This window comes from Nocardia jiangsuensis, from assembly GCF_042650385.1.
GTDB classification, from domain to species: Bacteria; Actinomycetota; Actinomycetes; order Mycobacteriales; family Mycobacteriaceae; genus Nocardia; species Nocardia jiangsuensis.
The window spans coordinates 286,161-305,749 of sequence record NZ_JBHSAX010000009.1; the positions used below are offsets into that span (position 1 = coordinate 286,161).

20 protein-coding genes are annotated in these 19,589 nt (G+C 69.9%); 15 read left to right on the plus strand and 5 right to left on the minus strand.

The features are described 5' to 3' along the window. Nucleotides 1-294: 294 nt before the first annotated feature. Genes ACFO0B_RS10605 through ACFO0B_RS10620 form a run of 4 tightly spaced genes read left to right on the plus strand, consistent with a single transcriptional unit; the run spans nucleotide 295 to nucleotide 5,159 of the window. On the plus strand, nucleotides 295-2,265 hold the full coding sequence (locus ACFO0B_RS10605; RefSeq protein WP_378612207.1) for an SCO2524 family protein: 1,971 nt from the start codon (nucleotides 295-297) through the stop codon (nucleotides 2,263-2,265). Further along, on the plus strand, nucleotides 2,265-3,179 hold the full coding sequence (locus ACFO0B_RS10610) for an SCO2523 family variant P-loop protein (RefSeq protein WP_378612208.1): 915 nt from the start codon (nucleotides 2,265-2,267) through the stop codon (nucleotides 3,177-3,179). The genes ACFO0B_RS10605 and ACFO0B_RS10610 overlap by 1 nt, the downstream gene beginning before the upstream one ends. Then, a complete protein-coding gene (locus tag ACFO0B_RS10615; RefSeq protein WP_378612209.1) occupies nucleotides 3,179-4,186 on the plus strand; it encodes an SCO2522 family protein in 1,008 nt (335 codons plus the stop codon). The genes ACFO0B_RS10610 and ACFO0B_RS10615 overlap by 1 nt, the downstream gene beginning before the upstream one ends. A gap of 1 nt (nucleotide 4,187) precedes the next feature. Continuing rightward, nucleotides 4,188-5,159 (plus strand): SCO2521 family protein, encoded by a 972-nt coding sequence (locus ACFO0B_RS10620; RefSeq protein WP_378612210.1) that lies wholly within the window; start codon nucleotides 4,188-4,190, stop codon nucleotides 5,157-5,159. A gap of 6 nt (nucleotides 5,160-5,165) precedes the next feature. Here the strand turns inward: ACFO0B_RS10620 and ACFO0B_RS10625 are convergent, their stop codons facing one another. The 4 genes from ACFO0B_RS10625 to ACFO0B_RS10640 all read right to left on the minus strand — a co-directional run bounded on the left by ACFO0B_RS10625 (nucleotide 5,166) and on the right by ACFO0B_RS10640 (nucleotide 9,091). Then, entirely contained in the window at nucleotides 5,166-5,975 is an 810-nt protein-coding gene (locus ACFO0B_RS10625) for a hypothetical protein (protein WP_378612211.1), read from the minus strand. An 84-nt stretch (nucleotides 5,976-6,059) separates the two neighbouring features. Then, a complete protein-coding gene (locus ACFO0B_RS10630) occupies nucleotides 6,060-7,061 on the minus strand; it encodes a GNAT family N-acetyltransferase (protein WP_378612212.1) in 1,002 nt (333 codons plus the stop codon). Nucleotides 7,062-7,401: 340 nt separating this feature from the next. Beyond that, a complete protein-coding gene (locus ACFO0B_RS10635) occupies nucleotides 7,402-8,106 on the minus strand; it encodes a hypothetical protein (protein WP_378612213.1) in 705 nt (234 codons plus the stop codon). Between the two features lie 58 nt (nucleotides 8,107-8,164). Continuing rightward, nucleotides 8,165-9,091 carry a PDR/VanB family oxidoreductase gene (locus ACFO0B_RS10640; protein WP_378612214.1) on the minus strand — a complete coding sequence of 309 codons (927 nt, stop codon included), beginning with the start codon at nucleotides 9,089-9,091 and terminating at the stop codon, nucleotides 8,165-8,167. Nucleotides 9,092-9,235: 144 nt separating this feature from the next. Between ACFO0B_RS10640 and ACFO0B_RS10645 the strand changes: the two genes are divergently transcribed. From ACFO0B_RS10645 to ACFO0B_RS10685, 9 genes are all read left to right on the plus strand, one after another. Further along, complete coding sequence (locus ACFO0B_RS10645; RefSeq protein ID WP_378612215.1) at nucleotides 9,236-10,396, plus strand: acyl-CoA dehydrogenase family protein; 1,161 nt, start codon at nucleotides 9,236-9,238, stop codon at nucleotides 10,394-10,396. Nucleotides 10,397-10,409: 13 nt separating this feature from the next. Continuing rightward, nucleotides 10,410-10,934 carry a YiiD C-terminal domain-containing protein gene (locus ACFO0B_RS10650; RefSeq protein ID WP_378612216.1) on the plus strand — a complete coding sequence of 175 codons (525 nt, stop codon included), beginning with the start codon at nucleotides 10,410-10,412 and terminating at the stop codon, nucleotides 10,932-10,934. Then, nucleotides 10,931-11,806: an alpha/beta hydrolase family protein gene (locus ACFO0B_RS10655; protein ID WP_378612217.1), complete on the plus strand. Its 876-nt coding sequence runs from the start codon at nucleotides 10,931-10,933 to the stop codon at nucleotides 11,804-11,806. Before ACFO0B_RS10650 ends, ACFO0B_RS10655 begins: the two co-directional genes overlap by 4 nt. Then, the gene (locus ACFO0B_RS10660) at nucleotides 11,806-12,933 is read left to right on the plus strand and encodes an ABC transporter ATP-binding protein (protein WP_378612218.1); all 1,128 of its coding nucleotides are present in this window, start codon (nucleotides 11,806-11,808) and stop codon (nucleotides 12,931-12,933) included. The genes ACFO0B_RS10655 and ACFO0B_RS10660 overlap by 1 nt, the downstream gene beginning before the upstream one ends. A gap of 41 nt (nucleotides 12,934-12,974) precedes the next feature. After that, a complete protein-coding gene (locus ACFO0B_RS10665; RefSeq protein WP_378612219.1) occupies nucleotides 12,975-14,345 on the plus strand; it encodes an ABC transporter substrate-binding protein in 1,371 nt (456 codons plus the stop codon). Between the two features lie 75 nt (nucleotides 14,346-14,420). Continuing rightward, on the plus strand, nucleotides 14,421-15,260 hold the full coding sequence (locus ACFO0B_RS10670; protein ID WP_378612220.1) for a metallophosphoesterase: 840 nt from the start codon (nucleotides 14,421-14,423) through the stop codon (nucleotides 15,258-15,260). Nucleotides 15,261-15,262: 2 nt separating this feature from the next. After that, on the plus strand, nucleotides 15,263-16,300 hold the full coding sequence (locus tag ACFO0B_RS10675) for a carbohydrate ABC transporter permease (RefSeq protein WP_378612221.1): 1,038 nt from the start codon (nucleotides 15,263-15,265) through the stop codon (nucleotides 16,298-16,300). Continuing rightward, nucleotides 16,290-17,102 (plus strand): carbohydrate ABC transporter permease, encoded by an 813-nt coding sequence (locus tag ACFO0B_RS10680; protein WP_233017175.1) that lies wholly within the window; start codon nucleotides 16,290-16,292, stop codon nucleotides 17,100-17,102. Before ACFO0B_RS10675 ends, ACFO0B_RS10680 begins: the two co-directional genes overlap by 11 nt. 19 nt (nucleotides 17,103-17,121) lie before the next feature. After that, nucleotides 17,122-17,541, plus strand: coding sequence for a pyridoxamine 5'-phosphate oxidase family protein (locus ACFO0B_RS10685; RefSeq protein WP_378612222.1), 420 nt, complete (start codon nucleotides 17,122-17,124; stop codon nucleotides 17,539-17,541). On the opposite strand, the gene ACFO0B_RS10690 is transcribed toward ACFO0B_RS10685, so the two are convergent. Continuing rightward, on the minus strand, nucleotides 17,538-18,497 hold the full coding sequence (locus ACFO0B_RS10690) for a helix-turn-helix transcriptional regulator (RefSeq protein WP_378612223.1): 960 nt from the start codon (nucleotides 18,495-18,497) through the stop codon (nucleotides 17,538-17,540). The two genes, ACFO0B_RS10685 and ACFO0B_RS10690, sit on opposite strands and share 4 nt — an antisense overlap. A gap of 61 nt (nucleotides 18,498-18,558) precedes the next feature. Between ACFO0B_RS10690 and ACFO0B_RS10695 the strand changes: the two genes are divergently transcribed. Next, nucleotides 18,559-19,131 (plus strand): DinB family protein, encoded by a 573-nt coding sequence (locus ACFO0B_RS10695; protein WP_378612224.1) that lies wholly within the window; start codon nucleotides 18,559-18,561, stop codon nucleotides 19,129-19,131. Then, on the plus strand, nucleotides 19,128-19,589 hold the full coding sequence (locus ACFO0B_RS10700; RefSeq protein WP_378612225.1) for a VOC family protein: 462 nt from the start codon (nucleotides 19,128-19,130) through the stop codon (nucleotides 19,587-19,589). Before ACFO0B_RS10695 ends, ACFO0B_RS10700 begins: the two co-directional genes overlap by 4 nt.

The following is a 19,589-nucleotide window of genomic DNA, read 5'->3' on the forward strand; positions in this document are numbered from 1 at the left end:
TGCCTCCTCCGAATCGACGCCCGACATCGGGCGAAAGGGCACCGCGCACAGACTCGATCGCCATCGGCTGCGCAACCCGGCACCCCACCGTCGGAAGTGTCAGGAAGTGGCGACCGAGCGCGAGGGCGAGGGCGATCCACCCGCTGCGGGTGCGTGATCGACCGGCGTCGGCGCGAATCAATCCGCGATCCCGATGATCCCAGACAAACCTGTTGTGCCGCTTTCTGTTGCACGCTTGCAGTTTTCGGTGGCAGATCCCCGTCTCGAATACTCGCGGGCAGACCTTCGGAATGCTTGCACACTGCATTCGCTGTCATCGAAAAACGCGAGATTTCTTGGTCGTCCGTACCGAAAACGTGCAAACTCCATGCACGGCGTCCGGCGAGAGCGACAGACGCGGGGGCGAGGGCGGGATCTATGCGCATCAGGCCACGACAGCAACTGTTGGATCTGTGGCGGGCCGTTCTGGCCTTCTCGTACCAGGACGGCACCTGGACATGGGGTGGCCGCGAGGGCTCCAATTCGATCAGCGATGCGGAACAGCTGCTCTGCTTGCTGTATCCGGCCACCGAGATCTCCGCCTTCGCGTTGGATCAGCCGAACGAGATGGCCGCCGACATCAAGGCGACTCTGGAGGCGTGGGGCGAGGAGACGGGAATCGGGGGTGTGATAGTCGCGCTGCTGGAGGAATACCTGGCCCGCTATACCGCACCGGACGGTGAACCGCTGTTTCATGCCGGTTCGTACCTGCACGCCGACGAAGGGCGGCCGACGGACGAACAACTGCGCCTCGAAGTGGTCGACTCCTTCTCCATGTCGCTGAGTCTCTGCATGGCGGCGCTCCGATTCCTGCGCGGTTTCCAGCGCTCCGTGGCCGGCGAGGTCCGGCTGGAGGCGAAGCAACTGCGCGACCGCATCCCACCGCTGATCGAGGCCGTCGGTCGCCGCCTCACCGGGGCGATGACCGGCCTGGTGCGAAGTTTCGTCATTCACACTCCCGCGCCGAAATCTCCGGAGGGCAGGGCGATCCTGACCATGCTGAACCAGTCGCGGGCTCCGCTCGACGACGTGATCAATCAGCTCTCCGAACGGCTGGAGCGCCTCCGGGTGCAGGCCGCCAACGAGGTCAAACTGAGCCAGACCAGGGAAATCGATGTCGCCGACGACGAGCGGCTCTTCGAGTGCGGCTGGGGTTGGGGAATCGTGCAGAGCGCCAGCACCATCGACACGGTTCCGCTCCGGGTCGGTCACCAGCGAGGCTTTGCGGAGTCCCGGCCGTATCTGTACTTCACCGCCGTCGCCCTGGACGGTATCAGCGATCTACTGTCGCAGCGGATTCGAGAGCTCGAGCTGCTCACCGACGAGCAACGCACGCTCGCCGACGCACTGCAGCTCAGGTTCGAACTCGCGCGCACCTACTGGTCGATCATCGCCCGATTCGGCAGCGGTCGGTGGCCGCTCGACGATATCCCGTGGCGGACCTCGGACGGCGAGGAATCGGACTACTACAGCCTCGCCGTGGCGGCGATGCTCGTCCAGGACCTGGTCTATCGGGAAAGCACCGACGACCTCGCCCGCACGGTGCGGATCTTCGACCAGCTCGCGCGCCGGGGGCGGATCACCAGCAGGCTCACCGGTGACGACCCGGCCGCCGAGCTGCACCATCCCGGAATCCGGGTGAAGCTGGCCGGTAGTGAGAGCATGGCCGATGGTCCGCGGCTGCACTGGCACGTCTCCGATTTCGCGACGGTGCTGATGAAACGGTGTCTGCAGGCCGCGCGGCTCCGCACCGATGTCGCCACCCGCGACCAGCTCATCACGCTCGCCGAAGCCGCCATGGAGCACCTGAACGGCCGGGCGCTGCGCGATGGCCCCGGCACCGGGCTGTGGGATGACCCAGCGCCGATGCTCCGGTCGAGCAAGGACGCGAGCGGCCCCTCCTGGTTTCTCACCGAGCGGATGATGGAGTGCCTGGTGATCGCCTACGACACCTTCACCGGCCCACCACTGGCGCCGAGCGCCATGGTGTCGCGCGCGATCGACCTGCTCAGCGAAGCCGAACACCTACTCAACCAGGAAGAACTCCGGGTCGAGGGCTACGACGCCACCCCGAGGCACACTGCGGTCGACCGCATCCGGCAATCGCTCGACCGCGCACGTCGGGTACTCGCCGAACGACCGGGCACCGCCTACAGCCTCGCCACCCAGGCGCTGATCGAACTCGACGAACTGGCGTACGCGCGCCAGGACGCGATGAGGGCCTGATGCTGGTCTTCTCCACCTCGGACAAGGGCGGCACCGGGCGCTCGGTCACGAGCTGCAATATCGCGCATCGGCTCGCGATCGCAGGCCGCAATGTCGCCTACGTGGACTTCGACTTCGGATCGCCGACCGCCGGAGCACTTTTCGAGATCAGCGCCATGGAGCGCGGTATCAACGGGGGCGGTGTGCACTCGTACCTGCTCGGCCAGACCGGCACCGCGGCCAGGGTGGACGTCGGTGCGGCCACCGACCGCGCCGAACTCTCCCGGATCAGCCCGCGCTCCGGCCGCCTGGTGCTGCTTCCCGGCGACGAAGGCGGCGCCGAGTTCCTCACCTCCGACGGCGGTGTCGTGCGCCGGTGCGCCGAACTGCTGTCGACCCTCGAGCAGGAGTTCCGCGTCGTCATCGTAGACCTGAGCGCGGGACGCTCGGCGGCACTGGAGATCGTCCTGCAGGCGACGGCCCTACCTTCGTTGCGTCGCCGGATCGCTCGCTGGCTGATCTTCCATCGCTGGACCCGGCAACACATCCTCGCCGCGTCCGGGCTGGTACACGGCCCGCACGGACTGTTGCGAGCAGGCGAGGCCGCCGGGCACAACGCCGACGAACTCCTCGGCTCGACCCGATACGTGCGGACAGCGGTACCGACCACGACCGCGCGGACGACCGCGAACCGGCCGGCACAGGCCGCCTGGTTGCAGGAGCAGGATGCCGCCCTCCGCCGACTGGCAACCGCGAACCAGCTGGGTACCACGACGGTGCTCGGCTCGACGCCGATGGAGCCGGTGTTGCAGTGGCGGGAACAGGTGATCCTGGACAGCGACGTCAACGCCCACATCGCCAATCCCGAAACAGCGGTCGCTTACGCGGATCTCGCGCGCCGACTGGTCGATGTGGCGACCTGGGAGCGACTGTGATGCGGAACGGCCAGGGCTACAGCGAGGCGACCGAGCAACCGTGGATCGCGCCGGTTCCGCTGTCCCACCTGTCGATCGAGGTCGGGCACTTCTACCTGAACCAGATCACAAATGAGCCGGAGCGGGTGCGCTCGGAGTTTCGACGCATGGTCCCCCTGGTCACTGCCTTCACCGAGTCGGCACGGGTACAGTTCGGCCCGAATGCCCGGGTGAGCACGTGCTATCTGGTGGACGATTATTTCCAGCCGGAAAGCGATCCCCTGGATACCCTGCCTCGGCTGCTGGCTGCCGCCGATGAGGCCGGGCTGGTGATCGACTACCTCGCGCGCGAATCCGGGTGCGCGAAGTCGTCGGCATTCGTCGACGGAGTGCCGGTGGGCGCACCCATTCCGATCGCCGAGATGGTCGCCGCGCGCATCGTTTCGGAGCCCGCGCCCCCGGACAACGGTGGCAGGCCGCCGACGGCACAGTCGGGGTGGCTGTGCAATGGCAGGCGGTCCTCGGATCACGACCCCACGCAGGCCATGCGTACCCGTCGGTATCGTCCGCCCGAGGAATTCGGCAGACGTGAGCACTCGATATTCCTCGACGTCGAGCTCTGGAGCGCCGGGCTCGCCGAAGGAGCGCCCGTGACCCGCTGGTCCTGCGCGTTCCTGGCCGCGGTATGGCATCTCCTGCGGCTGGGTATGTTGCGATATCAGGGTGCCGCGATAGTGAATCCGCAGCCACGGCGCGGCGAGCCGTGGCCGCGGCGATGGCGAGAGGTGCCACCCGTCGTGCAGCTCAACCCGACTGCGGCGCCCTTCGCGGCCTACCAGACGCTGTCGATGCTGCCGAAGCGCTACATCGGGATCGAACACGCGGTGCGGGTCGTGCTCGACCACCTCGATCTCGACGACGACCTCGTGAACATCATCGTCGCGCAGGGCGCGGCGGAGGACACCCCCGTCGCGGTATCGAGAACCATCGGCGAGCGTCAGTCCCACCTACTGCTCGACGGTTCCTGAGATGGCGGCGACCACCCCCCTCGTCGTACTCGGCGAGGTCCGCACCTGTCTGCTGCCCTCCGCCGCCGCGTTACCCCGCGCGGAGGCGTGTGAGTTGCTGGAGCTCGTGCCCGGCCGCGGTGTCCGATGGCGAGAACGGCCGGGCACCCTCGCCGTCTCGCCGACCACGGCCGTCGGTGTCGACTGTGACCTGGCCCTGAATGCCGAGACCGCGCGGATCGTCGGCACCGCGGCAACCACGCTGGTGCTGGCCGGCGGCCGGATTCTCCAGTCGTCCGCGCACGTGGCCGTGGTGCGCGCACCCGACCGCCGCCGGCGTCCGTGGTCGCACTACATCAGCCGGAAGGGAGTGGTCGAGGTACTGACCCGGATTCCGGAGCGCGCCTCGGCGGGGCCCGCGCTGGCGGAGAGTTACCTCGCGGAGCGAACCGGCGCCGACATTTTGGATCTCGCTTCGATCAGCGAACGGACACTGGCCCGGATCCGGTCCGATCCACAACTCGATATGAACCCACCCCTGCATGCGGGCACCACCCGGTTGCGCTGGACCGCGCAGGTCGGCGGCAGCAGCGGCCCGGCGGTGGGGATGCGCCTGGTGGACGACACCGTCCGCACGGTCCGGCTCATCGTGCGCGAGGAACCCGACCTGCAAGACGCCCAGCGGTTCTGCGAAGACCTCGCGGTGCACGACTGGCTGCTCACCGCACTGGCTCGTGCACTCGACGAGGCCGATCGCTTTCCGTCGGACAGCCGCGAGCGGCTCGGCATTCTCGGCCCAGCCCTCGAGCATCTGACCCGCCTGTGGATGCCGGGCGCGCACACGCCGGTCTCGCTGCGCGCACTGTGGAAGGAGCTACAGAATGATCCGGGCTTCACCCGGCAGTGGAACAACCTGGTCGGGCAGCTGCGCGACAGCATCGCCGTCGCGACGCTGGATGCGCTACGGCATCGTGGTTCGACAGCCGACCGCTGAGCCGCGCTACATCCGGAACCATTTCCGGACCAGCAGTGCGAAGAACACCGACATGGTGACCACACCGGTCCAGGATTCGATGATGAACAGCGGCCGAGCGGGAGAATTCATTGCCTCGGTGTCCTCCAGACCGAGGGGGCCGAGGAAGCTCACCAGGCCCATGTAGACGACGGAGGTCGGCGGTGCGTCCCCACCGATGACAAGGGCTGCCGTTGTGAAACCGGCCAGTTGCACCAGCACCCAACCCAACAACCAAGCCGGTCGGTATCCGTGTCCGCACAGATAGAAGGACAACTCACCGGTCAGACGCCGCAAACCCCTGGGCGTGGCCCGCGTCCGGGCTCGAGCCGAGAGATATCCGCAGCGGTCCTCGGATTCGTCGTCCTCGTTCTCCCGATGCAGCGCCATCGCCCGACGGAAGGCCAGCCCCGCGTGGTCGTACAGGCCGGCCCTCGACAGTCGCGCGCCGAGCGCCTCGTACACCTCGGCGAGCAGGACCTTCCGCCTGCCACTCAATCGCAGCGGGCCGCGGAATTCGACGTCCGCCGCGATGAGCGCGGCCAGGACAGCCCTGGGAATCGGGTCGCGATCGTCCTCCGCCTCGGCCGTTTCCGCCGAGTCGTACATCGAGGCGAAGGTCAGCGCATGCGCTTTGCTCCGCACCGACGTGAGATCGTAGTGATCGAGCACCCGTTCGACATCCTCATCGAAAGCCTCGAGGGCCGTACGCGCGGGTGAATCCGAGGTCTCGAGCTCCTCAGCCAGCCGCTCGACGAAGTCCGTCGCGGACGCTACCACCGGCGATCGGTCTTCCATATCCCCGGTCCTGCCGTCGACGAGCCACTTCCACCAGGATACCCACCGAGCCGTCGCCGATCCGACGGTCGAATAGCCGACCGCTCACAATGCCGCTCGAGCGGCGGGCGGTGCAGAAATGTTCGACGTCAGATCGATGCTGTACAGATGGCGATCTTCGCCCGGGCCGAAGTAGTCCTCCTCCGCACCGGTCTTCACGAAGCCGACCCTCTCGAAACGCCTGCTCGCCGTCGTGTTGGCCGGCTTGACGGTCAGCGTGATCGATTCGGTTCCTGCCGATCGGCTCCGCGCGATCGCGTGCCGGAGCACGATCTCGCCGTAGCCGAGCCGCCGACAGCGCTCTGCCACCGCAAACGTGAATATGAGCGCCTCGCCTCGTTCTTCCAGTAGCAGTGCGTAGCCGACCAACCGGCCGTCGATCTCAGCGACGGTCCACAGTCGGCGATGCAGAAACCAGAGCGGATACAACATCAAGAATCGGTATGGATCCTCGAAAACCGCTGCTTCGAGGTCCGCAATTCTGGCGAGGTCGCTGTATCGCGCCCTCCGGCATGTCAGATTGCCATCCCGAATCTCCTCATAGTCAGCGGAATCCGAATGCAGGAAATTACGTCTGTCGTCGATGCCCCGAAACCCCAACCGCTCGAGCATCCTGGCGGTGGCGGGGTCTTTGCACCGCGGTGGGGCATACACCAGGCGACGCCTGGCAGTACCCCGATGCCGCATGGCGTTCTGCAGAATTCGCTTGCCGTGCCCGAATTTCCGAAAGGAGTCGGCGACGGCATACGTCAACAGCAGCGCGGTATCCGCGGACTGCAGAAAAAGCGCATAGCCCACGAACTCGCCATCAACTTCGGCGACCGTCCATCCCGCCTTGTACATCGGCCACAACTGGTACAACATCAGAAATTGGTACGGCTCGGAGAAAACCGCAGACTCGATGGCTACGATCTTTTCGAGGTCACCGACTTCGGCCGGCCGGCAGACGAGTTCACCCGTACGCTCCGGCTCGTCGGGCGCCATTTTCCGATATCGGTCGGGATCGGCCTCCACTGTGGCCGACTCGACGTTTCCAATGACAGTCATGTTTCCCTTTGAGGGTGCTCGTTCCAGGACGGGTATCGCCGCGCCAGTCGCGAACGGTTACGGAGGATCGACCTCCGATGCCATATCGCTACATCCGCGCGGCCGCTCTCCGAAGGAATTCCCGCGTGCGAGCCTCGAAAAACAGACCTAACGGCACCTTTTCTCGACCGGACGACTCGCCCACAATACCGCCGGCTGCGGGATCGGTCCGCGCTGCGGGACAGGCGTGTTCGTCGGCACCCGGGCAGAGCAGAGAAATGCCAGGAACGACAGCGGCTCCACCCGGCCGAAGCCGGGTGGAGCCGCCTGTCCCCCGGACCTACCGCCGGGCCGGTACGCCCTACTTCGCCGCCGGCGGAACCGGCGCGGGCGCGTTGATGGTGGAGAAGTACTGGATGGCAGCCCCGATGGCCACCGGCGCGGTGATCAGGATCTGCCCGGCCAGCGTGCCGAGGGCGCCGATGGCCAGGATCCCGCCGATGCACCCGATGGCAGCGGCCGGAACGAACGGCCCGAAGAGGCCGACGATGGTGGCCGAGGCGACGGTGGCGCCGGCGATCCCGCCGAGCACGCAGCCGGCCGCGCCGCCGACGAGCCCGCCGACGAGGGTGCCGATGGTGGCGCCCGCGCTGATGGTGCTGGTCAGGCGCGACCAGGCGGCGACCTCGCGGTCGTACTCGTTCTTGAACGGGGCCTTGTCCTCGTAGGGCAGGGCGACCGGCTTGTAGACGGCCTGCGCCACGTCGAGCTGCGGGGTCAGGGTCGCGGTGCGGTCCGCGATCCGGGCCGCGATGGGGAACTCGAAGTCGTCGACGCGGAAGCTCAGGGGCGTCCCGGCGATGAGGTCGCCGTTCGGGGCCTTGATCTTCAGCGCGGCGTCCTCGACGACGAGGGAGCCCTCGTCGATGCTGATGATGCTCTGGGTGTCGGTGGCGTGCGCGGTGAAATCGACGGTGCCGTCACCGGCCGGAGCCGCGCCGGCGGTGCCGGACGCGATTCCGCAGGCGGCGACCAGGCCCGCGGCCACCGCGACGATCTTCCTCATCCTGATGTTTCCTCTCGGTTTTCGGTGCACCCGGCAGCCCGGTCGGGCTCCGGGTAGTTCAGAGGTCGAGGACGAGCAGGTCCTGCCTGGCCCGGGAGACGCAGAGCATCATGGTTTTCCCGGCGGCCCGTTCGTCCTCGGTGAGCAGCGAGTCGCGGTGTTCGACGGCACCGGCGAGCACCGTGGTCTCGCAGCTGCCGCAGGTGCCTTCGCGGCAGGAGGTGATGACCGGGACGCCCGCGGACTCGAGCACGTCGGCGATCGACCTGCCCGGCGGTACGCGGAAGGTCTGGCCGGTGCTCGCCAGCCGCACCTCGAACCCGGCATCGGCCCCCTCCGCCACCGGTTTCGGCGCGAATCGCTCGACGTGCACCGGCATGCCGCGCTCGGTGCCCGCGGCGACGGTGGCGGCGAGCAGCGGTTCGGGGCCGCAGCAGTAGACGGTGGCGCGGGGGTGGCGGTCCAGCAGCTCGGCGATGGGGAGCAGGCCGTGCTCGTCCTGCGGCAGCAGCTTCGTGGCAGCCGGGTGGCGCTCCGCCAGCAATTCGGCGAAGGCCATGTGGGCGCGGCTGCGGCCGCCGTAGTAGAGCGACCAGGGGGCATCGGCGGTGGTGGTCATGGCCAGGATCGGGGTGATGCCGATGCCGCCTGCGACGAACAGGTACTCCTCGGCCTCGACCAGCTCGAAGTTGTTGCGCGGCCGCGAGACCCGGATCAGCGAGCCTTCCGCGGCGGTGCGGTACAGGTGGTCGGAGCCGCCGCGGCCGTCGGGTTCGTGCAGGACGGCGATGCGCCAGCTGCTCGAGTCGCCGGGGTCGCCGCAGAGCGAGTACTGCCTGACCCCGGTGGGGCCCGCGTCGACGTCGATGTGGGCACCCGGACGCCAGCGCGGCAGCGGGGCGCCGGAGGCGTCGGCCAGGTCGAGCGCGAAGACGCCTTCCGCCTCGTCCCTGCGGGCGCGCACCCGTGCCGTGATGTCGGTCATCTGGTCTCCTCACCGGACGGTGTGATGCGGTAACCGTCACCGGAAACCGGCCGCGGCGCAGGACGCGAACGGGCGGATGATTCGGTCGATCGACAACGCCTATCGCCCCGACACGCCCGGGACTCGCCGACCGAGACTGGCGCCATGCACAACGTCCCGGATTTGGTGGAGCGGACCACGCAGTTCATCCACGAGCAGGTCGTCCCGGTGGAGCGCGAGGTCGTCGTCGACGGCCGGGTGATGGACGACGCGCTGCGGCTGGAGCTGCAGAAGCTGGCGAAGGAGGCGGGGGTCTTCGGGCCGCTCTCCGATCCGCGCTACGGCGGGCTCGGGCTGAACACCGCCGAGCAGGCGCAGGTGCTCGAGGCCGCGGGCGCCAGCCTGCTCGGCCCGATCTCACTGAACGCCTGGGCACCCGACGACGGCAATATCCACCTGCTCGCGCACGTCGCGAACGCGGAGCAGCAGCGCCGCTACCTGGCTCCGCTCGCAGCGGGTGAGGTCCGCTCGGCCATCGCCATGACCGAGCCCGCGCCGGGGGCGGGCTCCGATCCGGGCATGCTGCAGACCTACGCCAGGGAGACCGACGCCGGCTGGGTGATCAACGGCGCGAAGCACTTCTGCACCGGCGCGCAGGGCGCGGCCTTCGTCATCTGCGTGGCGAACACCGACGACGGCGCCACCATGTTCCTGGTCGACGCGGACAATCCGGGCTTCCGGGTCGGGCGGCGGATGCCGACCATGGATTACACCAGTGCGCCGGGCGGGCACTGCGAGGTGCTGTTCGAGGAGTGCGAGGTGCCCGACTCGGCGGTGCTCGGCACGGTGGGCCAGGGGCTGCCGCTGGCCCAGGTGCGGCTGGCGCCCTCGCGGCTGGTGTTCGCGATGAACTGGCTCGGGCTCGCGGTGCGCGGGCACCACCTGGCGCTGCGGCACATCAACTCGCGCACCTCGTTCGGTGCGCCGATCGCCGAGCACGGCATGGCGCAGGCGCTGGTCGCGGACAGCGAGATGGACATCGTCGCGGCGCGCGGCGTCATTCGCACCGCCGCCGAGACCATCGACGCGCACGGGCCGACCGCCTCGCAGTCGCGGCACGAGGCCTCGATCGCGAAGACCTTCGTCTCCGAGGCGGTGTGGCGGGTGCTGGACCGCGCGGTGCAGCTGCACGGCGGGCTCGGCGTCTGTGAGGACCACCTGGTCGCCCGGTTCCTGATCGAGGCGCGGGCGTTCCGGATCTACGAGGGCCCGTCCGAGGTGCTGCGCACCTCCATCGCCCGCCGCGCGCTGCGCGCACACCGCTGAAAGGGGAACCACCATGACCACGCGTGAACTCACCGGCTTCGCGGCGGGCTACCCGGAGCTCGATCCGGAGCACGTCGACTACGAGTACCTGCGCTCGACCTCGCACACCCTGATCCCGTTCGGCACCCACGTCGGCACCGAGATCACCGAGATCGGCCCGGAGCGGGCGGTGGTGGAGATCCCCGCCTGCGGTCCGACCACCAACCACATGGGCACCGTGCACGCGGGCGCGCTCTTCACCGCCGCGGACATCGTCGGTGCGGCCGCCTTCGTCGGGGCCGCGGCGAGCAAGCTGTACCGGGTGCAGCGGCTGGTGCTGCGGGGCGCGAACGCGCGCTACCGGCGCCCGGCCACCGGCCGGATCCGGGCGATCGCCTCGGTGCCGCCGGAGGCGGTGGCGGGGGTGCTCGCCTCCACCGTCGCCGAGCGGTTCGAGATCGTGATCCCGGCGGCGCTGCTCGACGATTCCGACGTGCTGGTCGCGGAGTTCGGCTTCGACTACGTCTGCGACACCAATCCCGGGGAGACCGAGCGATGAGCGCCCCGAGCAAGCTGCCGAGATTCACCGAGCTGGAGTCCGCCTCGGTGGCGAGCGAGGACGGCGTCACCTTCACCGTGCGCTTCCTGCCCGCCACGCAGCCGGACGCCCCCGTGGTGCTGATCCTGCCCGCCATGGCCATGAAGGCCAAGCACTACCTGGCGCTCGCGGCGAGCCTGCACGCCGAGGGGCTCTCCGTCGCCACCACCGACCTGCGCGCGCACGGTGAGGCCACCCCGGCGCTCGGCGAGCACAGCGACTTCGGCTACCGGGAGATGATCGAGACCGACCTGCCCGCCATCGTCGCCGCCGTCGGCGAACGCTTCCCGGCGGCGCCGCTGTTCCTCTTCGGGCACAGCCTCGGCGGGCAGCTCGCGCTGCTCTTCGCGAGCGCGGAGCCGGAGCGGGTGGCGGGGGTCGGGATCATCGGCACCGGGACCGTCTTCTGGTACGCCTTCGGGCTGCGGCGCTGGTGGGAGGCGCTGAGCCAGATCCAGTACATCGGCTGGGTGGCGCGCCGGACCGGGCAGTGGCCGGGCGGGGTGCTGATCCCGGCGCCGATGCCGGGCGGGGTCATGCGGGACTGGTCGATGCACTCGCTCACCAGCTTCTACCGGCCGAAAGGCTCGCAGCGGCGGTACAACTCGCTGCTGCGCCGGCTGGACCGGCCGGTGCTGGTGATCTCGCTGGACGAGGATGTGCTCGGCCCGAAGTCCAATGTCGACTTCCTGGTCGGCCGGATGCCGAGCGCACGGGTCACCCGCTGGCACGTGGACGCGAGCTCCGGCGTCGCCCATCGCGACCACTTCACCTGGGTCAAGGACTCTCCGGTGCTGGCCGCCCGGATCGCCGCGTGGGCGCGAGGCGCGTGATGGCACGGTTGCGGATCGAGAAGGTGTCGAAGACGTTCGGCGCGTCGATGGCGGTGCGCGAGGTCGAGCTCGACATCGCGGACGGCGAGTTCATGGTGCTGCTCGGGCCGAGCGGCTGCGGGAAGTCGACGCTGCTGCGCATGGTGGCGGGGCTGGAGGAGCCGAGCTCGGGGCGGATCCTGCTGGACGACAGCGACATCACGCACCTGGCGCCGCAGCGCCGGGACCTGGCCATGGTGTTCCAGAGCTACGCGCTCTACCCGCACCTCACGGTGGCGAAGAACATCGGCTTCCCGTTGCGCGCCCGGCGCACCCCGCGCGCGGCGATCGCGCGGCGGGTGGCGGAGGTGGCGGCGGTGCTCGGGCTCGGTGAGCTGCTGGAGCGCAAGCCGGCCAACCTCTCCGGCGGGCAGCGGCAGCGGGTGGCGCTGGCGCGGGCGATGGTGCGCGACCCGGGGGCGTTCCTGATGGACGAGCCGCTGTCGAACCTGGACGCCAAGTTGCGCTCCGCGACCAGGGCCGAGTTGATCACGCTGCACCGCACGCTGCGCACCACGTTCCTGTACGTGACGCACGACCAGGTCGAGGCGATGACCATGGCCGACCGGATCGCGCTGCTGAACGACGGGCGGGTGGAGCAGGTCGGCACCCCGGCCGAGCTCTACGACCGGCCGAACTCGACCTTCGTCGCCGGGTTCCTCGGCGCGCCGCCGATGAACCTCTTCCCCGCCACGGTCACGCCGCGCGACGGCAGGCTGCACCTGATCGCGACCGGCGTCGACATCGTGCTGCCGTACGCCGCGGGCGCGGAGACCGAGCCGCTCGCGGTGACCGCGGGCATCCGCCCGGAACGGCTGCGACCCGACCCCGCGGGTGCGATCACCGGCCGGGTGGAGATGGTGGAGAACCTCGGCAGCGAAGAACTGCTGCACCTCGGCACCGGCGAACACACCCTCGGCGTGCGGGTTCCGCGCCCCGCCGGGGTCGCCACCGGCGAGCTGCTCGGCGTGCACGCCGACCCGGCCGACGTCCACCTCTTCGACGCCGCCACCGGGCTGCGGCTGCGCTGGCGCGAACCGGACTCCGGCGCCCCGATCGACCGCGACGCCCGCGTCGCCGTCGCCTGATCCGTCAGGCTCGCACTTTTTTCGATGATGAGGAGAACACAGTGAAACGCACCGTGCCCGTACTGGGCCTGGTGTTCGCGGCGGTCCTCGCGCTCAGCGCGTGCGGCGGCCTCGGCCCGACCGCGTCCGACGGGGATGCGCAGACCTCCCGGATCCCGGAGCTCGCTCCGGACCAGAAGGTCTCGATCGTCTTCGAGTCCTACAACTACGGCCTGGCTGGCGCCTGGACCGACACCTTCGACAAGCTGCTCGGCGAGTTCCGCGCCACGCACCCGAACATCGAGGTCACGGCGCAGAAGCCACAGGGCAACAGCCCCAACCCGGCCACCGACACGATCTCCAGCATCCAGAACCAGATGGTGGCGGGCACCCCGCCGGACGTCGCCCAGCTCGGCTTCAGCGACCTGGACTTCACCATCAACCAGCTCGGCGCGAAGCCGCTCGACTCGCTGGTCGGCAAGGACGCGGTGGCGGCCAACTTCGACGGCGGCAAGCACCCCTACGCCCCGCGGGCGCGCACCCTCGCGGACTGGAACGGCCACACCTACGGGGTGCCGTTCGTCTTCTCCACGCCGGTGCTCTACTACAACGCCTCGCTCTTCACCGAGGCCGGTCTCGACCCGGCGAAGCCGCCGACCACCTGGGACGAGGTCAGCACGGCCGCGGCCGCGATCGCGAAGACCGGCAAGGGCGGGGTCTACATCGACTGCCTGACCAAGACCGCGAAGGACTGGTGCTTCCAGTCGCTGGTGCGCTCCAACGGCGGCCGGGTCATCTCCGAGGACCGGCGCGACCTCACCTTCGCCGACGCCCCGGCGGTCGAGGTGGCCGCGCTAGGCCAGCGGCTGGTGGAGTCGGGCAGCATGCCCCGGCTGCAGCAGAAGCAGGGCTACGAGGCGTTCGGCCGCGGCGAGATCGGCATGATCCTGGAGACCAGCGCGGTGCAGGGCACCTTCGTCTCCGGCGCCAAGGACAAGTGGGACCTGCGCGCGGCGCCCATGCCCGCCTTCGCAGGCAAGCCGGTGGTACCGACCAACTCGGGTGCGTCGCTGCACATCCTCGCCAACGACCCGGCCAAGCAGCGGGCCTCGTGGGAGCTGATCAAGTTCCTCACCAGCGAGAGCGCGTACACCACGATCTCGCAGGGCATCGGCTACCTGCCGCTGCGCACGGGGCTGATGAACGACCCGGCGGGGCTGCAGGGCTGGGCCGCGAAGAACCCGCTGCTGGCGCCGAACGTGGCGCAGCTGGCGAGCATGGAGCCCTGGATCTCCATGCCGGGCAACAACTACCTGCAGATCCGCGACGGCATGATGGACGCGGTCGAGGCCGCCGTCTTCCAGAACAAGGACCCCAGGTCCACGCTCGGCGCGGCGCGTGACCAGGGCGCCCAGCTGATGCCGCGGCAGTGACCGGCCATCCGTAACCGACCAACGATCCGAGCCGCGCGTCCCCTCCGGGGGCGCGCGGTTCCGCAAGGGGGCTCCATGTCCGAGGTGACCATCGTCCAGCTCACCGACACCCATATCCGCGCCACCGGCGAACGCGTGCACGGCACCGTCGACACCTTCGCCAACCTCACGCACGTGCTGCACCAGCTGCGCGCCTCGCACCGCGACATCGATGCCATCGTCTTCTCCGGCGACCTCGCCGACGACGGCTCGCCGGAGGCGTACCGGCGGCTGCGCGACGCGGTCGAGCCGGTCGCCGCCGAGCTCGGCGCGCGCGTGCTCTACACGCCGGGCAACCACGACGAGCGCGCGGCCTTCGGCGCCGAACTGCTCGGCAGCGCGGAGGCCGAGACCGACCAGGTGGCGGAGATCGCCGGGTTGCGGATCGTGCTGCTGGACAGCAGCGTTCCCAGGCTGCACCACGGCGAGCTGAGCGACGGGCAGCTGGACCGGCTGCGCGAGCTGCTGCGCGAACCGGCCCCGCACGGCACCCTGCTCGTGCTGCACCACCCGCCCATCCCCTCGGCGCTGCCGGTCTCGCAGCTGCTGCGGCTGCGGCAGCCGGAGCGGCTGGCCGAGGTGCTGCGCGGCAGCGACGTCCGGTTGATCGTCTGCGGGCACAGCCACCTCACCGCGGCGTCGGCGCTGGCCGGGATCCCGGTGTGGGTCGGCCCGGCGACCTCGTACCGGCAGGATTCCTTCGCCCCGGTCGGCAGGCAGCGCGGGTACGCCGCGTTCGGGTACAGCCGGATCGACGTCGTCGGCGATTCGCTGGTGGCGACCGCGGTGGAGGCGACGCCTGCCGAGGCGCTCTACGAGCGGGACGAGCAGGCGACGCTGGATCAGCTCGCCGCCCTCGCCGCGGAAGCGCGGTAGCCATGTTCGTGCTCGACGCGCCCGCCCGCGACGCAGCCGCCGCCCTCGACGAGCCCGCTGCCCTCGACAAGTCGGCCTCCGTCGACAGGTCTGCTTCCGGCGACAGGTCTGCTTCCGGTGGCGAGCCGGAGAAGGCGGCGGGCACCGCCACGGCTTCGGCCCGGCTCCGTCGGCTGGGGCGGGGCCTCGTCCCCTACCTGTACCTGGCGCCCGCGCTGGTGCTGCTGGTGGTGTGGACGTACCGGCCGCTGGTGCAGGCGTTCGAGCTCTCCACCTACTCGTGGAACCTGCTGCCGACCCAGCCGATGACGCCGGTCGGCACCGGCAACTACGAACGGCTGCTCGAGCTTCCGGCCTTCTGGGACTCGCTCGGCCGCACCGGCGTGCTGATCCTCGGGCTGCTGCCCTTCACGGTGCTGCTCCCGCTGCTCGTCGCGCTGGCCGGGCGGCGGGTGCACGGCCGGGCTCGAACCCTCTACCACGCCTTCATTTTCGCGCCGTTCCTGGTGGCGCCGGTGGCGGCGGCCGCGGTGTGGCGCTGGCTGCTGCACCCGGGCGGCGGCGTCATCGGGCAACTGCTGAACAGCGACCGCAACTGGGTCTACGACGTGGACACCGCGCACACGGTGATCATCGTGATCACCGGCTGGCAGCTGCTCGGCTTCGCGGTGCTGGTGATCTGGGCCGGGCTGGCCGGGATCAGCAGCGACTACGACGAGGCCGCGCAGGTGGACGGCGCGAGCCCTGGCCAGATCCGGCGCTGGATCACGCTGCCCCTGCTCTCCCCCACCCTGATGTTCATGGTGCTCACCACGGTGCTGCTCAGCCCCGCGCTGACCTTCCCGCTGATCGACTCGATGACGCAGGGCGGGCCATCGCAGGCCACCACGAACATCTACTACCTGCTGTGGGACTACGCCTTCCACAGCTTCGACGCCGGGCTCAGCGCCGCGGCCGGGGTGCTGCTCTTCCTCGGGTTCGGCGTGCTCGCCGGAGCCCTGGTCTGGATCTCGGAGAAGGTTGCCTTCCATGACGATTGACCGCCTGCGCGCGCTCGGCAGCCACCTGCTGCTCGGCGCGACCGCGCTGATCGCGGTGTTCCCGATCTACTGGCTCTTCGCGACCTCGCTGCGCAGGCCGGAGGAGGTCACCTCGCTGACGCCGTTCCCGTGGCCGCTCTCGATCGCCAACTACACCGACGCCGCCGACAAGGTGGACGTGCTCGGGCTGATCGGCAACACCTTCTTCGTCGCGGCGTTCTCCGCGGCCGGGCAGCTGCTGGTGGCGCTGCTCGCCTCGTACGCCTTCGCGCTGTACACGTTCCCGTTCCAGCGCGTGCTCTACCTGGCGTTCGTCGGCACCTGGCTGGTGCCGTTCCAGGTGACCATGCTGCCGAACTACGTGCTGCTCACCCAGCTCGGGCTGATCAACACGCTGATCGGGGTCGCGCTGCCGACGCTCTGCTCGGCACTGGCGGTGCTGCTGCTGCGCCAGCACATGGCGAGCTTCCCCAAGGAGCTGGTGGCGGCGGCCCGGATCGACGGCCGCTCCTCGTGGTCCATCCTGTGGACCGTCGTGGTGCCCAACCTGCGCCCCGCACTGGCCGCGCTCGGTATCCTGCTCTTCATCAACGCCTGGAACGAGTACTTCTGGCCCGCGGTGGTGCTGCGGCAGTCCAACAGCGTGCTGCAGCTGGGGCTGCGCAGTTTCATGGGCACCGAGGGCGACCAGTGGGGGCCGATGATGGCGCTCGCCGGACTCGCCTGCCTGCCGGTGCTGATCATGTACCTGCTGCTGCAGCGGCACATCGTGAACGCCTTCGTGCGCTCGGGATTGAAGTAGCGGTGGGTAGGGTGAGCGCATGGCGCTCCCCCTGGAAGAACGACAGGAATTCCTCGCCCGGCCGCACATCGGCGCGCTCGCCGTCGCAGGCGCTCCCGGCCGGGCCCCGCTGAACGTGCCGATCTGGTACGACTACACCCCCGGTGGCGAGCTCTGGGTGCTCACCGGGGCCACCTCGAGGAAGCTCGAGTTGCTGAAGGCCGCGCAGCGGTTCAGCCTCATGGTCCAGGTGCTGGAGCCGACCATCCGCTACGTGACCGCGGAGGGGCCGGTCACCCGGATCGAGCCCGGTGACGCACTCGTGCGCGAGATGGCGGCGCGGTATCTGCCCGCCGAGAAGCTCGAGGGGTACCTGGAGTACGCGCAGTCGCACGGGGAGCAGGTCGCCGTGTACATGCGGCCCGAGCAGTGGCTCTCGGCGGACCTGGGGTCGGTCTAGGGCTGTACCGCGGCGGTGAGGCGGGCCGCCAACTCCTCGGCGCGGGTCGCGAGGTCGGGGGGTTCGAGGACGCGGAAGGCGTGGCCGAGGGCGGCCACGTACATGAGTACTACGTCGAGGTTGTCGGCACCGCTGTGGATTTCGCAGGTGGTGGCGTCGACCTCGACGACCATCGCGGCGTTGGCGGAGACCTGGGTGCGGACCGTCGCCGCGGGGGCCCGCACCAGGAAGCGGGCCTGGCGGCGGTAGGCGCCGCCGGCGACGCCCCGCTGGACGAAGGCGGCGGCATCGGGGGCATCGGCGCGGGGGCGGAAGCGCCAGGTGCGGGCGGTGACCTCGGCCATGCGGTCGAGGCGGAAGGTGCGCCAGTCGGCGCGGTCCAGGTCGTAGGCGAGCAGGTACCAGCGGCGGTCGGAGGCGACGAGGCGGTGCGGCTCGACGCGGCGACGGCCGGTCCCCTCCTTGGACGGGTACTCGAACCCGGCCTCGACCTCGTCCCGGCAGGCGCGGGCCAGCGTCATCAGCACCTCCGGGTCGACCGGGGCGCGGCCGCCGCCGAAGGACTCGACCGAGCCGGAGAGCGCGCGCACCTCGTGCCGCAGCCGGGTGGGCAGCACCCGGTCGAGCTTGGTGAGGGCGCGCAGCGCCGCGTCCCCGGTGCTCGCGGCGCCGGTGCCCGCGAGCAGCGCGACGGCGGTGGCGATCGCCTCCTCGTCGTCGAAGAGCAGCGGCGGCAGCTCCTGGCCTGGGCCGAGCTGGTAGCCGCCGCCGATGCCGTGCTCGGCGCGGACCGGGTAGCCGATGGCGCGCAGCCGCTCGACGTCGCGGCGCACCGTGCGCGGGGTGACGCCGAGCCGGTCGGCCAGCTCGTCCCCGGTCCAGACCCGGCGCTGCTGGAGCAGCCCGAGCAGGGTCAGTACCCGCTCGGTCGTGCCGCGCGCTTCCTCGTCCGCCACACCCACAGTCTCCCGAGACTAGCGGACCGATCCTGTCCGCAGGGGCTGTGAGGGTGGGGGCATGACATCGACACTCGACTGGAACCGCGCGCTGCGCGAGCAGTGGGAGTTCCACTGGAACCATCAGGTGCGGGACCGGCTGGCCGGCCTCACCGACGACGAGTACACCTGGTCACCGGTGCCGGAGGCGTGGAACGTCCGGCCGCGCGACGGGTCGGCGCTGCAATTCGGCACCGGCGAGCACCTGATCGACTTCGCCTTCCCGACCCCCTCGCCCGAGCCCTTCACCACCATCGCCTGGCGGCTCGGGCACGTGATCGTCGGGGTGCTGGCCGTGCGCAACGCGACCCACTTCGGCGGGCCGGCGGCGTCGTACCAGGACTGGGCCTACGCGGGAACCGCGAAAGCAGCGCTCGCACAGCTGGATACCGAGCTCGATGCCTGGCTGACCGGGGTGCGCGGGCTGGACGAGACCGCGCTCGCCACCCCCGTCGGGCCGAAGGAGCCGGGGCACGGGGACGCGCCGATGGCCGAGCTGGTCCTGCACATCCACCGCGAGCTGATCCACCATCTCTCCGAGGTCTGCCTGCTGCGCGACCTCTACCTGCACACCCGACGAGGAGCGACCGCATGAGCCGGACCGTCCAGATCACCTTCGACGCGCACGACCCGCGCGGGCTCTCGCTCTTCTGGCGCGACGCGCTCGGCTATGTCATCCCCGGCCCGCCCGGCGTCGAGCTCGCCGCAGGCGCCGACCCGCTCGACGCCTGGGACACGTTCCTCGCGAAGATGGGCGTCCCCGAGGGGCAGCGCAACAGCAACTCGGCGGCCGAGGATCCGGACGGCACCGGTCCCCGGCTCTTCTTCCAGCAGGTGCCGGAGGACAAGGTCGCCAAGAATCGCGTGCACCTGGATGTGCGGGCGGCGCCGGGGCTGACCGGTGACGAGCGGATGGCGGCGCTGGAGGCCGAGTGCGACCGCCTCGTCGCGCTCGGCGCCATCCGGCTGCGCCGCTCCGAACCGGCACCGCCGATGAGCCACGGCTTCCTCGTCATGGCCGATCCGGAGGGCAACGAGTTCTGCCTGGACTGA

Bases quoted from the DNA above. Each gene is read 5' to 3' on its own strand.
- ACFO0B_RS10660 (WP_378612218.1), top strand. From the start codon at position 11,806: ATGGCACGGTTGCGGATCGAGAAGGTGTCGAAGACGTTCGGCGCGTCG.
- ACFO0B_RS10645 (WP_378612215.1), top strand. From the start codon at position 9,236: ATGCACAACGTCCCGGATTTGGTGGAGCGGACCACGCAGTTCATCCAC.
- ACFO0B_RS10640 (WP_378612214.1), bottom strand. From the start codon at position 9,091: ATGACCGACATCACGGCACGGGTGCGCGCCCGCAGGGACGAGGCGGAA.
- ACFO0B_RS10675 (WP_378612221.1), top strand. From the start codon at position 15,263: ATGTTCGTGCTCGACGCGCCCGCCCGCGACGCAGCCGCCGCCCTCGAC.
- ACFO0B_RS10685 (WP_378612222.1), top strand. From the start codon at position 17,122: ATGGCGCTCCCCCTGGAAGAACGACAGGAATTCCTCGCCCGGCCGCAC.
- ACFO0B_RS10615 (WP_378612209.1), top strand. From the start codon at position 3,179: ATGCGGAACGGCCAGGGCTACAGCGAGGCGACCGAGCAACCGTGGATC.
- ACFO0B_RS10655 (WP_378612217.1), top strand. From the start codon at position 10,931: ATGAGCGCCCCGAGCAAGCTGCCGAGATTCACCGAGCTGGAGTCCGCC.
- ACFO0B_RS10630 (WP_378612212.1), bottom strand. From the start codon at position 7,061: ATGACTGTCATTGGAAACGTCGAGTCGGCCACAGTGGAGGCCGATCCC.
- ACFO0B_RS10670 (WP_378612220.1), top strand. From the start codon at position 14,421: ATGTCCGAGGTGACCATCGTCCAGCTCACCGACACCCATATCCGCGCC.
- ACFO0B_RS10620 (WP_378612210.1), top strand. From the start codon at position 4,188: ATGGCGGCGACCACCCCCCTCGTCGTACTCGGCGAGGTCCGCACCTGT.
- ACFO0B_RS10635 (WP_378612213.1), bottom strand. From the start codon at position 8,106: ATGAGGAAGATCGTCGCGGTGGCCGCGGGCCTGGTCGCCGCCTGCGGA.
- ACFO0B_RS10680 (WP_233017175.1), top strand. From the start codon at position 16,290: ATGACGATTGACCGCCTGCGCGCGCTCGGCAGCCACCTGCTGCTCGGC.
- ACFO0B_RS10700 (WP_378612225.1), top strand. From the start codon at position 19,128: ATGAGCCGGACCGTCCAGATCACCTTCGACGCGCACGACCCGCGCGGG.
- ACFO0B_RS10650 (WP_378612216.1), top strand. From the start codon at position 10,410: ATGACCACGCGTGAACTCACCGGCTTCGCGGCGGGCTACCCGGAGCTC.
- ACFO0B_RS10625 (WP_378612211.1), bottom strand. From the start codon at position 5,975: ATGGAAGACCGATCGCCGGTGGTAGCGTCCGCGACGGACTTCGTCGAG.
- ACFO0B_RS10695 (WP_378612224.1), top strand. From the start codon at position 18,559: ATGACATCGACACTCGACTGGAACCGCGCGCTGCGCGAGCAGTGGGAG.
- ACFO0B_RS10610 (WP_378612208.1), top strand. From the start codon at position 2,265: ATGCTGGTCTTCTCCACCTCGGACAAGGGCGGCACCGGGCGCTCGGTC.